Source organism: Pedobacter caeni, from assembly GCF_900129215.1.
Classification (GTDB): domain Bacteria; phylum Bacteroidota; class Bacteroidia; order Sphingobacteriales; family Sphingobacteriaceae; genus Pedobacter; species Pedobacter caeni.
This window is the reverse complement of the sequence record NZ_FQUQ01000003.1, coordinates 738,903-753,102: the sequence shown is the minus strand read 5'-3', so window position 1 is coordinate 753,102 and position 14,200 is coordinate 738,903. Positions and strand designations below refer to the sequence as shown.

The window sequence follows — 14,200 nt, the reverse complement described above, 5'->3', positions numbered from 1 at the left end:
CGGGTATTTGGTTGCTGTAAATTTAAAGGAGTTTTTGAAACAAACAACAACAAAATCACTCAAAACACTGAATATCAAATTATTGATTCAAAAATAATACGCTTTAATCTCAAAACCAATACCTGTAAAAGCTGGGTTAAACACTGTTGAAAGGTGTAGCTTGAGGTAACCCGATACGCTTCAGCTACAACCAGCTTTAGTAGTTGATTGTAGCTGAATGTGCCATTTTACATGCCTTTAAATACTTCTGATAACAATTGATAAGAGCGTAAACGTGCCTGATGGTCAAAAATATGCGAAGTGGCCATCAATTCATCAACCTGAGTCTGATCGAGAAATTGCTGCAGGTCATTGCTCAGTGTTTCTTTATTTCCTGTAAAAGTACAGGCCAGCATTTGTCCCGCCTGCTCTTCTTCATAATCTGTCCAGATTCCATCCATTGTGTCTACTGGTGGTTGTAGCAGGGAGCGTTTTCCGGTTACAATCCCTCTGAATAGCTGATACAACGAAGTGGCCAGTTTATTGGCCTCTGCATCTGTATCTGCAGCAACCACATTTACACAAGCCAATACATAAGGCTCTTTTAAATGATCGGAAGGTTTAAAGTTTTGTCTGTAAATATTGATGGCCGTGAGAAACTGAGCCGGAGCAAAATGACTCGCAAAAGCATACGGAAGCCCCAATGCCGCTGCTAAACGCGCACTGTCTGTACTTGAGCCCAGGATCCAGATCGGAATGTCCAGTCCTTCGCCGGGAATTGCCCTGACACTGCTGTTCCTGTTCTCTTCAGAAAAATAGGCCTGTAGTTTAAGCACGTCCTGAGGGAAACTATTTGCAGCATTCATCCGCTCTCCCCTGATCGCCATGGCAGTGACCTGGTCTGTACCCGGCGCTCTTCCAAGTCCGAGGTCAATTCTTCCGGGGAACAAAGATTCCAATGTGCCAAACTGTTCAGCAATCACCAACGGGGAATGATTTGGGAGCATAATACCTCCCGAGCCTACCCGGATAGATTTAGTTCCGCCGGCAATATGTCCGATCACAACTGAAGTCGCAGAACTTGCTACACTGATCATGTTGTGGTGTTCTGCCAGCCAGTAACGGTGATATCCCCAGTCTTCGGCCTGTTGTGCCAGGTTCAGACTATTTCTAAAAGTATCAGCAGGAGTTTTTCCCTCGATCACAGTGGCGAGGTCTAGTACAGAAAAAGGAATCGCATTCAGTTGTTTCTTCATGTGAATAAAATAAAAATCAAAAGTACAATCAAAACCTGTTGCTTACTTAAGCCAAACAGCTGATATGACTTTCATTTTATATAGTTCTTACAAATTAGACATCAAACAAACAATTGAATATTTTGGTTATGATTTGGTTTTGTTAAAACGTTTTACTTAAATTTAAAAACCAAATATTGTCAAATAGTGAGGGCAACCAATATTAACCGCTAAAATCCAAACAAAAACAAGTTAAACTGCAGCATAAACTCCATCATCAGGATACATATTTATTCTTTAGTAAAACGTTTTATATCGCCACATATAAGCCTAAAAGCATAAATACCTACAGAACAACCATGCAATTAACCAAAATTCTCATAACCCAAAAAACCCAATGAAAATGAAAAAAAGAATCAAAGAATTAATTAAGCCAGGGCCTGCCTTTCTTGCAGGCAGTATCCTTCTGGGACTTGGATTAAATGTTTTTGAGCTGCAGGCCGCCACACTTGCCAAACAGTCCGTACCCTTACAGCTAAACCCAGGCGGGAAAGCAGAAATTCCCGTCAAAGGTACAGTCACTGATGAAAAGGGGCTGCCCTTACCCGGTGTCAGTGTAACAATCAAAGGCAGTAAAACAGTCGTTTCGACCAATAGTGCCGGACGCTTCGAGCTCAATGTCGCCACAGCTGATGCCGTTCTGGTATTTAGTTATATTGGTTATGTCAGTAAGGAAGTTACCGTAGCCAATCAAACCAACATCAGTATCCAGTTACAGCCCAGCAACAATACCCTGCAGGATGTAGAAATTGTGAGCATAGGTTATGGTACGATTTCTTCAAAAGAAGTGACTTCTGCTGTTGCCCATGTGGATGCTTCCCAGTTCAGGCAGGGTGGAGCGAGAAACCCTCTGGACCTCATTGTAGGTAAAGTAGCCGGTTTGCAGTTGTCCAGATCCGGTTCAAACCCCAACAGCGGGATTTCTGTACAGCTCAGGGGAGCCGGAACGATCAATGGCAGCTCAAGTCCGCTGTTTGTAATTGATGGAATCCCCGGAGGAAATCCAGATCTGCTTCAGCAGGATGACATTGCCTCCATCGACATTCTGAAAGATGGGTCCGGTGCCGCCATCTATGGAACCAGTGCCAATGCAGGTGTGATCATCATCACCACAAAAAAAGGGAAAGCAGGTCCTGCAACATTCAACTATGCCAGTTATTTCAGGAAAGACTACATGCAAAGAAGACCTGATTACCTTACCGCAGATGAATACAGGGAAAAAATCAGCTCCGGAGCACTCAAGCAAAAGGACTACGGATACAATACCGATTTTTATGATCAGCTGATCAATCATGATAACTTTTCCCAGAATCAAAACCTCAACCTTGCCGGAGGAACAGATAAAACCAGTTATAGGGCCAGTTTGAACTATAGAGATCTGGAAGGCATCAGCCGCGAAAATGGAAGGGAAGAATACTCACTTCGTCTGAACATTACACAAAAAGGGCTGAATGACAGGTTAACAGCACAGCTTAATCTGGCCACCAACTTCAATAAAGCCAATTTGCTGGGTGGCGGTGGCTGGGAAAGTGAATCTGCAAAAAATCCGACCCTTTCGAATTACAATCCGGATGGCAGCTATAGGTTTGACCTCACCAGTACCAATGAATTTGCGCGTCTGAAGCAGGAAACAAACATCCGGAAACAACAGACCAGTTCTGCGGATGGTAAAATAGACCTGGATATCATTGATGGGCTACAGGCTTCTATTTTTGGAGCCGTAACCAGAAACAGCTATAATGACAGTCAATACCGCTTAAAGGCCAGTGAAGAGTCAATGGAAAACAGTGATTTCCCGGGAGGCGGATATGGTTATAAATCCAGCTTTTTATCTCAGGATTTTGCCGTAGAACCCACCTTACAATACAAAAAGAAACTATTTGACCAGCATAACATTTCGGCTGTCGCCGGATATAGCTACCGTTATCATCTGGAAGAAGGTTTCTCCGCATCGAACAGAGGTTTTTTAAACGACCAGCAACACGAAGACAACCTGAATAGCGGCGCTCCGCTAAGCCCTAAAAATGCAAGCGTAGGCAGTTTTAAAAATGACAATACCTTAATTGCATTTTTTGGAAGGGTAAATTATGCCTTTAACAATAAATACCTTGCCCAGTTCATTCTTCGTCGCGAGGGTTCTTCAAAATTTGGTCAGAACAACAAATGGGCAACTTTCCCGGCTGTGTCTGTCGGATGGAATCTAACGGAAGAAAACTTCATGAAAAACCATCAGTTCATTAACTTTTTAAAACTGAGGGCCGGTTACGGGCTGACCGGAAATTCAGGAAGCCCCAATAACATCTCCAGGGTAACACTTGGAGGTGGAGGGAAATATCTTTTTCCTGATGGAAAGTATTATGAGACCTATGGACCCGACCGCAATCCAAACCCTAATTTAAAATGGGAAACCAAACGTGAGTTAAACATCGGAGTCGATTTCAAATTGTTTGGTGAACGCCTGACAGGCGCTATTGATGTATTCAAAAGAACAACAAAAGATCTGCTGGACACCTATACATCACCGCAACCACCATACATCCGCGACTTTTTATACACCAACGTAGGGACGATATCTTCCAAAGGAATTGAGATCGCACTGAGTTACAATGCCATTCGAAACAAAGACTTTACCTGGAACATCGATGTCACTGCAAGTACGTTAAGCAATAAACTGGACAGTTATTCAAATGATGTCTATAAAGTCAAATTTAAAACCTTCGGAACTATTGGTGGCGCAGGTGCCCTTGGCGATGCATATACCACTTACGAAGGGGGCAAAATCGGGGTCTTTTATGGAAAGCGGTTTGCTGGTTTTACTCCTGACGGAAAGTGGTTATTCTACAATAGAAATGGAGAGGCGGTTAGAAACGACCAGATCAATAACTCAAGAGATGACCTCAATGCTACTGACCTCGCTCCTATTGGAAATGCAGTGCCTAAATATTATGCCTCATGGAACAATAGCTTCACTTATAAAAACTTCGATCTGCGGATATTTCTAAGAGGAAAGTTCGATTTCGATATCCTGAATACCTCCGCCCTGAGTTATGGCAATAAAACCTGGTCAGGAAACCTGTTGAGAGATGCTTTCGGCAAATTCAATCAGATTGATGATACTTATATGTACACAGATTACTATATCGAAAAAGGGAGTTTCGTGAAGCTGGACGAAGTTACCCTGGGTTATACCTTCAAGTTTAAAACCAACTGGCTGCGTAAACTCAATGTATATGTTACCGGTCAGAACCTGGCCACCTTCACCAAATATTCAGGCAATGACCCTGACTACGTCTTAGACAATGGACTGGGAAATGAAATAAACGGACAACGTCTGGGGATTGACTCCAGGGGCCCTTACCCTAGTACAAGATCATTTCTGGTGGGATTAAATGTTGGATTTTAAAAATTTAAAAAGATGAAAAGTAAATCAATACTATACCTGGCACTCGTAGCCATGATGTTCTTTAGTGCTGCATGTACGAAGCTGGATGAGAATGCTTATGATCAAATACTGACCAATGATTTTTACAATAACAAAACAGAGGTCCTGTCTGCTGTACTTCGTCCCTATACCCATGCCAATGCCTGGATCACCCCTTCAGGACAAGATGGTTGGTGGAGGGCGTCAGAACTTTCCGCTGATCAGCTTGCCTGGCCAACCAAGGGGCGCCATGGAGAGGATAGCGGGAAATGGAAAAGACTGCATTACCACAGCTGGACGGTGGATGAATCCGGTCTGAACCGAGCCTGGGTACTCATGTACTGGGGAATGGGCTTATGTAATGACCCCATAGAAAATCTGGAAAAGAATGACATTTCAAAAATGGGCATTACTCAGGTAGAAAAAGATGCCTATATCGCAGAGCTTAAATTGCTCAGGGCCTTTCATTACCTTAAATTAATGGACCTTTTTGGTAATATTCCCATCGCGACAAAGGTAGGAGAACCAGCAAAACCACTCAGTACTCCAAGGGCAGAAGTCTTTAAATTTATCGAAAAGGAGATCCGGGAAAATGTAGACAAAGCGCCAAAGCTTTCCAAAGAAATGCTGGGCAGAATGAGTCAGGCCGGAGCCTATGCCATGTTAACAGAGCTTTACCTGAATGCAGAAGCCTGGACCGGAACCGCACGCTGGGATGATTGTATCGCTGCTGCAAACAAACTGATCAATGGAGAAGCGGGTGGTCAAAATGGAAAACTGGAACTTGATCCGAATATCTCCGACCAGTTCGGTACGGACAATGACAAATCCAAAGAGGTTATTTTCTCCATTGCCTACGACTATAATCAGGCCAGATTCGAAGCCTCATGGCCTTCAGAATTCTTCCATTTCAAACAAAGAGAGATTTATGGAGGGTCACGAAACGGTAACAATGGTGTGGTCGTAGTTCCTGGTGTTTATACCACATTCGAAAATTCCGATCTGCGGAAATCCAACTGGTTGCTTATCGGAAAGATGACCAAGTTTGTAGATGGGACGCCTGTGCTCGCCTCAGAGGAATACGATGGGCAACAACTGGAGTTTGTAGACAATATCCGTAAAAACAAAACCGGTTCAACCGTTTCCAATATGAGTGAAGGAGAGGAAAACAGCGGAGTCCGCTTCAATAAATATAAATTAGGGAATCAGTTTGCAGGACCTGGGGGGATTCCAGCCATTAATCCCAACTATAACAATACAGACTGGAATATTTACCGGCTGAGCTGGATCTATTTTGCAAAAGCAGAAGCCATTATGCGCAAAAACGGAGGATCAGCAAATGAAGAAGCTGTTCAGTTGATCAATGATTGCAAGAAAAGAGCCTATACTCCGGCAGAATGGACAACTCATGCCTATACGACCTCAACCCTTACATTGGAGGAGTTACTGGCAGAGCGCGGACGTGAGTTTATTTTCGAAGGTTTTAGAAGAGATGACCTCATCCGTTATAAAAAATTCAGTACCGCTTCCTGGTGGGATCATAATCCGTCATCAGCATCGCGGGAACTGTTTCCAATACCGCAGCAACAGCGCAACCTAAATACTAATTTATCGCAAAACCCAGGCTATAATTAATCCTGGCGAAGATAAAACCGGTTAAAGAACCATTAGAGGGCATACGAATACGTCCTTTAATGGTTCTTTAACTTTAATGGTTCATTACCTTTTTTAAAGTAGAACCACGTTCAATCAGATCTGAAGGGATCTGCAGTTTCATTTCCGCTATATCTGCATGATCATCATTACGGATTTGAGACAAGAGCATATCAATGGCCAGTTTGGCAATCTGATAGACAGGTTGTTGAATTGTGGTAATCCCAGGAGGATAAAGACTAAATATTTCACTCTCATCAAAACTGATCATGGCTAAATCTGAAGGGATATTCAGGCCCAGTTCTTTCACACTTCTCAATCCCATGATCCCCAGATAATTTGTGGTAAACAGGATGGCATCCATTTCCGGATGCGTTTCGATAAAGTTTTTGATTTCATTTATACCCTGTTCCTTATCCATCTGATAAGGAAGTTTCAGGATCAACTCCTTTTCTTCTTTCAGGCCATTCATTTTTAAAGCTGCTTTATAGCCCATCAGACGATCCTGTAATTGAATCAGGTCCAGATCTGAGGTCACAAAGCCAATCTTTTTATAACCGCCATCAATAAAGCAATTCACCGCTTTATTTACACTATTGTAATTGTCGACCAACACATGTGGGATATTTAATCCCGGGAAGTACCCATCCACGAGCACAACGGGTTTTCCCTGATCCATCAGCTTCTGAATGTCTTCTTCCAACCCTTTCAAAGGAGTGATGATATAACCATCCACCAATTGCTGTGTGAGCATCCTGATGACATCTTTTCCTTTACTGATGTTATTATCCGTACTGCAATAAAGAATCCGGTATCCCAGCTTCTCAGCTTCTTTTTCAATCACTTTGCTCATCTCACCGAAAAAAGGGCCCCCGATGTTCTCCACCACCAAACCAATCACCTTAGAAACCCCTGTTCGTAAACCGATAGCCATACGGTTCGGTTCGTATCCGATTTCCTTTGCCGTATCCAGGATTTTTTTAGTGATTTCTTTACTAATATGCCCTTTACCGTTCAGGACAAAGGAAACGGTGGTAATAGACGTATTGGTAAGTCTTGCGATATCTTTGATAGAGACTTTCTTATTTATCATCAGCGTGGATCATTTGTAGGGCTAAAAGTATAGACAATTTATTAAAAACATGGTTAAGCTACAATTTACTCAATGGAACGGGAGCCGGTTACCGTCTTAAAATTTGATAAGCTAAGCTGCATACCGGGAACTTTGATCAGGTACCAGAGGAGTGCTGTAAAGACAGGTGCGGCCAGGATATCTATGGTATAATGAACATGCTGAATCAGCAGCAAGATAGCCATTAGGAAAACCAGAACAAAACCCCTGAGTTTTCTTTGCGTATTGTGCTGACACAGTGCCAGCAGAAATAAAATAGAGGTATGGCCTGAAAAGAACAGGTCTTTGGTAATCATTTTGGTATGGTAAAAGAAAATAGACATCGGGTCCCACATCTCCACCAGTCCGGCCGGAGGATTCAAAGGAACAAGGCTGATCGTCACAATCCGGCAGACACATAGAAAAATATAGGCCCAAAGTACCATAAGAAAGGTCAATGGATTTTTGACCACATCCCTGATCAGCCATAAAATCCCACCGTAAAGTACGATAAAAATCACCAGTGAAACATCGTAGGAAGGGATCAGATTTAACAATTCATCATTTAGCATGAGGCCATCTCTCTGTTCGATCTCGGCAAAGAAAACCGGCAGAAAGAAAGCCAGAAGTCCCATCACACCAATCCCTAAAAGCAGCCTGCTTCTGAAGGCCACATTTGTCCAGGCCTCCCGCCAGCTCATTGCAGATATTTGATTTTTCATAAATTTAAAAGTCTACATTAATTTTTGCCCGAATCCCCCATTTGGTTACACCAGGGTTATTCAAATGCGTAAAACGCTTTACAAAATCTACCCTCAAAAATTTAAACACATTTGAAACACCGATACTTCCTTCTATATATGGTACTTTTCCTATTTCAAAAGACCGTGTATTAAGGTCTTTATCAACTGGAAAACGATAAAGTTGAGGATCATTTGCAGGATTATTTCCTGAGCTGATGCTCCCGGTCAACACCTTGAAAGAGATCACCTCTCTCCATTGCAGTTTTTTGATCAGGGGAACTTTGTTCAGAAAAAAACCATTGAAGGAATGCTGAAGGTTCAGGCTTGCATACCGGTCGCTCATGAACTCCATAAAATTCATCAGGTTGTAGGAAGTGAGCTGATAGGCATAGGTCTGGTTGGCCCGGTGGATGTTGAGCAAGGGATAAGGTACTTTTCCAAATACAGCGCCTGCTTCCAGTACCACATCAGAAAAACCAAACTGAGAGAGAAAGAAGCGCTTGGCCACATTGAAGGTCAGCGTTTGGTAGTTATAGTCTCCTCCTAAAAAGTCTTTGACACCGAGGCTTCCTCTTAAAGTAAAGACAGGATGCCCGTTATTGATCGGTCTTCTGAACCTTTTGCCCTGATAAAATTTTTCATTCGGTGCCCAGCGAAGCTCTGCAGAGAACTCTGAAGTTGTAAGTTCATGAATCGGCGCAGAAAGGATGGTCGTTTGGGGGAGAAACAACAATCCTCCTGCGGGATTCAAGACCTGATTTTTATACGTTAACCGAAATGAAATGCGCTGTTCTGTTTCATGCAGGTATTCTGCCAGCCACTTTCTGTTGTACAACCATTTATCATTTGCTCCTCTTTTAAAGGAAAGCAGGAAATTATCATCTTCCAGAAAGTTAAGTTCCTGACCGGGAATTTGCGTTTCAAAGCTATGCCTTAAGGTCAGTGATCTGACCGGAAACTGATAGATAGAACGGTCTGTCAAAGAGTAAATGGCACCCAGGCTATATTTCCATTTTTTATCTCTGGTACCATAAGCCGCATGTCCGTCAAAGAACCATTTTTTGCTAAACTCATCTGTGGTACGTGCTCCCACCCTAAACCTTGCCCCTTCTACCGGATTAAAGCTGAAAAAAGAATTAAATGGACCAACCTCTACCGGCCCTCTACCCACATAACCAGACAACAACAGTGATGCAATTGCCATTTTACGCTGGAAAGGTTTAGAACTTTTAAGGCTGTCGATATTGGTATAGGCCATCTGTTCAGTTGCTGACAGCTGCTCATATCTTGACTTTTTCCAAAAATCATCCGTCTGTTGTGTGATCTTCTTACCTGCAACTACTACATTGGTGCCTATTTTTTTCTGCAAGGCAGGCTCCCCAAACACGAAATCATTGATCATGATGGTCCTTTCTCCAAAGACGCTGGTTCCCTCTTTAAATATACCCAGATCCATACCCATGACACTTTTGGCCAAATGATAATGACCCGAAGCATCTTTCTTGTACTCCAGAGTAACCTGAAGGTCTTTCACCCAATTGAGGTTGATCTGATTATTTACAGATAAGGTAGCCTTTTGGACTGCATAATGTCCATCCAAACTGACATACAAATAGCCCATAAAGAGCACATCCTGTTTGTTTTTAGGGGAGATCATCACCTTCAGCTGCCATGGGGAAACGTCCTTAAGGGTATCCAGAATGAAATACTTATAAAACTGAGGTGCCATTTCGGCAATAGGACTTAGAAAACGTTGGTTTCCCATTCCAATATCATGGTCGTAGATATCTGCCCGTTGATAAACTTTCTCCAGGTATTCGTTAATCCCATCTTCGTCGATATACTGGTCTATCCTGGATTGCTTTTCTCCAAGGACTACTGTAGAATCTGCCGTCTGAGCTGAGTATTTGTACCGGCTTAATTTTTCCTGCATAAATACCGGGATGAGCCTTTTTCCAGGTCTGCTTAGAGAATCGGAGTTCTTCAGTAAGAAAGGAAGCTTTTTAAGCAATTTTGATTTTTTTGCTTTTTCACTACTGATGCTTAAAGACATATTCAGTTTTTCATACTGATCAAAGACCATTTCTTTATGAAACTTAGAACTGTTTTCCTCCTTGTGTTCCATTACTTTATGGATCAGGTCTACAGCAGGGTTATTTTTATTCCTGTATTTTGGTTGTTTTGTGGCCACCACGCTGACTTCGGATAATTCTTCCGATTGCGGGACCATACTGACATTGATTTCCTGTTCACCGGCAACAACCGACCGAACCTGCTTCTTATAGCCTACACCAGAGTAAATAACCTCCTTAACCCTGGAGTTTATACTGATCTGATACTTTCCTTCCGCATCACTCCGTGATTTTATGTGTGCATTTGGAAAGCCGATATTGATATGAGACAAGGGCAATCCGGTAGATTGATCAATGATCTTCCCTTTTATTTGAACAGATTGCGCGCGGACCCCGGAGATGATAAAAAAGAAAAATAGAGAAGTAAAATATTTCATATATGTGTTCGGTCTGCGGCAAAAAAAAGCGCACACGACCAGGTGTTTTCCTTTAAGACAACACGATGTTTAAAAAGTCTTAGAACAGAAATGAAATATTTTAAAATTTTAATGGTCCATCAGTTCTTTTACTGATTTTGTTTGCACTTCCACATCAATGGCATAAAAGAAACCATTCGCATTACCAGAGATATTGCCTTTGACATTTCCGGGAACAGAAGACAACAAGCCTTTCCAATCCGTTTCCTGAAACACGCTGTACAGGTAAACGCTATATGGCGGAGAAAGGGAAAACTTACAAATGACCAGCTTATCATTTATTCCCACATCTGTAATTCTCGCCTTTTGAATGAGCGGGTGCAGCGCATTTGGAGTTCCATAAACATGGGAATAACTATACTGGTAATTCTCTTTGAATTTTGCCGGATTCCAGGCTTTCCCTTGTGGCAAAATTAACCATTGCTGGGCATTTTGCGTTCCAAAGGTATGTTTTGGAATGGTCAGTCTGACCTGTCCTTCCTGCATCTTTTTCAAAGAGAGCGGAATATAATTTTCATCGATTGGAAATACCGGAAGCAGGCTATCCTGCGCAGTATATATTTTATTATTGTACTTGATGGTTAGCGTATAAGCGGAAAAGTACTTGTTATTATTCTCCATAACGGCAGTATAAACACCCGTTCCTTTAATCTCTTTAAAACTTACATCATGAGTACCATCATTTACACTCACTTCTGCATTACTGATTGGATTCAGGTTTACTGAGGCCGCTTCATCGTCAAATGATACCGGTTTGACCAGACGTATATATTGGTTTTTGCTAAAGGTATTGATTCCCCCCTCCACGATAAGGTCATATATTGGCGGTTGAAAGGGACTTTCCTTTTTTTTACATCCCATGAACAACAGGAGAATAACAGGTAACCATAAATTCGTTCTTAATTTCATTTGCTAAAATTTAAAGTTATAACTGAAGGCAAAGGTTCTCCCGGAAAAAATCTGTTCATCAAACTGTAAATCCTCAGGGTTATTCTGATTAATTCTATACACAAGCGGATTTTTCCTTCCATATACGTTATACAATCCGACATTAAAACTACTGATAAACTGTCTTTTTTTAATACTTCCGGTAGAGGGCTCCCATTTCAGGTTAAGGTCCAGTCGATGAAAATCAGGCATCCGCGCAGAATTACGTTCGCCATAGATGGGTACTTTCACATCCTTCTGCAAAAAATAGCCTATTGGAAAAGTGACCGGTCTTCCATTATTATAGGTAAAAAGGGAATGGACAGACAGCTGGTCGGAAATCCGGTAACCAAGGGCAAGCTTTGCCACATGGGGAATGTCATAATTTGCCGGATATCTTTTTCCCTGATTGATCTGGTCGATTGTCCGGAAAACTCTCGACCAGGTGTAGAAAAATGTTCCTTTAAAGCGACCAATGTCTTTCGAAAGCATAAACTCCAAACCATAGGCTTCCGAGGACCCCGGACGGAGCTGTGTTTCTACTGCAGGGTTTGAAATCAGTTGGGCATGATCAACCAACTCCAACTGATTGTTCATCTTTTTATAGTATCCACTCAAAGAGAGGATACCAAAAGGAAAACGGCCTTTGTATTCCATCGAAAACAAATCCGATTGCTGTGGTGCGAGATTGGGACTGGATGGAATCCAGCTCTCCAGCGATGAAAATGCCAGTTCATCATTCTGCAGGAGTTGCAGGTATTGATAATTTCTGTTGTAGTTGAGCTGCAGATAGCTGGATGGCCGCAACATATACTGGAAGGTAAAACGGGGTTCCAGTCTAAAAAACCTTTTATACCCTCCCCTTACATCTGTCTCAAAATCAACAGGTTCGTAGAATTCATCAATATTAAAGAGCCTGGGAGTAGAAATGTTCTGAAACATACTCATTCTCAACCCATAGGAAAGCCTTACTTTTTCGCCAATCAACCACCGGTGAGATGCATATATAGCCGATTCAGCGGCTCTGGCTCTGGGAATGCTGTTTTTTTCTTCTTTATTGATTTCTCCGGGTATAAAAAGATGAAGGATGCTGCTGAAACCAAATTGAAACTGACTTTGAGGTTTATGGTAAAAAATAAAATCACCCTTTACAGTCGCATCCTTAATTCCGGTGATCCACTTGTCCATCCCGGTCGGGGAATCCGCATTGATGTACAGTTCATTTTTATAATTGCTATATATCGCAGATAAGTTTAAGAATAACCTTGGCGTGAAGATGTGGTTCCAGCGTAAGGTAGCCGTTTGATTCCCCCAACGGTTAAAATATCCATTCTGTGACCTCACCTTGTCTCTTCCGATATAAGAAGAGAAAAAGAGCCGGTCCCGGGAATTGAACCGGTGATTGACCTTGAAGTTAAAATCATGATATGCAGGTTTCAAATCAAATAATTCCAGATCCCTGCGGAGCACATTGCTCAGACTCCTTCGGGCAGCAAAGAGGAATGATCCTTTTTCTTTCACCAAAGGTCCTTCCAATGAGACTCTGGCCGCCAATAAGCTGAGTCCTCCTTTGACATGGAAATTTTTATCGTCCCCATCAGCCATACGGGCATCAATTACAGAAGATAATCGTCCGCCGAAATTTGCAGGCATGGCATCTGTATAGGTCTGAACATTCTTTAACGCATCAGGATTAAAAACGGAGCTTAGTCCAAATAGATGTGATGGATTATACACAATAGCTTCATCCAGTAAGATCAGGTTCTGGTCTTTATTTCCTCCCCTGATAAACATCTGGCTACTTCCTTCTGTTAATGCAAGAATGCCGTTTTGCATTTGAAGTGCCTTAATCACATCTGCTTCTCCCCGATAATACGGCGCATTTCTCAACGTTTCCCAATCCAGCGCCTGTCCGGGATTTTTAGGCGCAATAGAATCCTTCGCTGACACTGCTTTTACGACAATCTCTTCAAGTTTATTGACCTGTTTCTGAAGCCGGATGATTTGAAGGTAGTTAGGGAATTGCAAAGAGAAATTCAGTCTTTGGGATACATACCCCACATGGCTAACCAGGATTTCATAATCACTCGTTGGAACAGTGAGGGAGTAAAATCCATAGTTATTGCTGTTTACCCCTTGTTTCAGGCTTTCAATATACATACTCGCCCCGATCAGATCTTCTCCGGTTTCGGCATCAACAATACGGCCGTTCAGCGTTGTTTTATTTTGCTCCATTGGCAGGATGATTACCTCTCTGAACAGAAATTTATAAGACAAACCTGTTTCAGCAAGCAGAAATTCAAGAATCAGAGAAAGGGGGGCATCAGAGAAAGAACGGTTGAACCTTTTCCCCTCCGGAATAATCGAAGGATCGAAAGACAAAGGCGTGGTATGGTCAGCATTCAGCAGGTTCAGTGCTTCTTCCAGTGTAACATTGGAGAAACGTACCGTCATTTTTTTTCTTAGAGGAATGTTCTGGGCTTTTACCATCCCCCCAGCCATTAAAACAAGAAAAACCATGGC

At 42.3% G+C, this 14,200-nt stretch carries 8 protein-coding genes; 2 read left to right on the top strand and 6 right to left on the bottom strand.

Annotated elements, in window-relative coordinates:
- Nucleotides 1–227: 227 nt before the first annotated feature.
- Nucleotides 228–1,235 carry an LLM class flavin-dependent oxidoreductase gene (locus tag BUC20_RS17930; protein ID WP_073232421.1) on the bottom strand — a complete coding sequence of 336 codons (1,008 nt, stop codon included), beginning with the start codon at nucleotides 1,233–1,235 and terminating at the stop codon, nucleotides 228–230.
- A 382-nt stretch (nucleotides 1,236–1,617) separates the two neighbouring features.
- On the opposite strand from BUC20_RS17930, the gene BUC20_RS17925 reads away from it, so the two are divergent.
- Both BUC20_RS17925 and BUC20_RS17920 read left to right on the top strand, forming a co-directional pair.
- Nucleotides 1,618–4,677, top strand: a complete 3,060-nt coding sequence (locus tag BUC20_RS17925) for a SusC/RagA family TonB-linked outer membrane protein (protein ID WP_234994543.1) — start codon at nucleotides 1,618–1,620, stop codon at nucleotides 4,675–4,677.
- Nucleotides 4,678–4,689: 12 nt separating this feature from the next.
- Nucleotides 4,690–6,330, top strand: a complete 1,641-nt coding sequence (locus BUC20_RS17920) for a RagB/SusD family nutrient uptake outer membrane protein (protein ID WP_073232420.1) — start codon at nucleotides 4,690–4,692, stop codon at nucleotides 6,328–6,330.
- Between the two features lie 73 nt (nucleotides 6,331–6,403).
- Here BUC20_RS17920 and BUC20_RS17915 read toward each other — a convergent pair whose 3' ends face one another.
- The 5 genes from BUC20_RS17915 to BUC20_RS17895 all read right to left on the bottom strand — a co-directional run bounded on the left by BUC20_RS17915 (nucleotide 6,404) and on the right by BUC20_RS17895 (nucleotide 14,197).
- Nucleotides 6,404–7,441 carry a LacI family DNA-binding transcriptional regulator gene (locus tag BUC20_RS17915; protein ID WP_073232419.1) on the bottom strand — a complete coding sequence of 346 codons (1,038 nt, stop codon included), beginning with the start codon at nucleotides 7,439–7,441 and terminating at the stop codon, nucleotides 6,404–6,406.
- Between the two features lie 65 nt (nucleotides 7,442–7,506).
- A complete protein-coding gene (locus BUC20_RS17910) occupies nucleotides 7,507–8,181 on the bottom strand; it encodes a phosphatase PAP2-related protein (RefSeq protein WP_073232418.1) in 675 nt (224 codons plus the stop codon).
- Nucleotides 8,182–8,185: 4 nt separating this feature from the next.
- Entirely contained in the window at nucleotides 8,186–10,711 is a 2,526-nt protein-coding gene (locus BUC20_RS17905) for a DUF5686 family protein (protein ID WP_073232417.1), read from the bottom strand.
- Between the two features lie 108 nt (nucleotides 10,712–10,819).
- The gene (locus BUC20_RS17900; protein WP_073232416.1) at nucleotides 10,820–11,659 is read right to left on the bottom strand and encodes a DUF4249 domain-containing protein; all 840 of its coding nucleotides are present in this window, start codon (nucleotides 11,657–11,659) and stop codon (nucleotides 10,820–10,822) included.
- A gap of 3 nt (nucleotides 11,660–11,662) precedes the next feature.
- Nucleotides 11,663–14,197 (bottom strand): TonB-dependent receptor, encoded by a 2,535-nt coding sequence (locus BUC20_RS17895; RefSeq protein ID WP_159441124.1) that lies wholly within the window; start codon nucleotides 14,195–14,197, stop codon nucleotides 11,663–11,665.
- Nucleotides 14,198–14,200 lie beyond the last annotated feature (3 nt).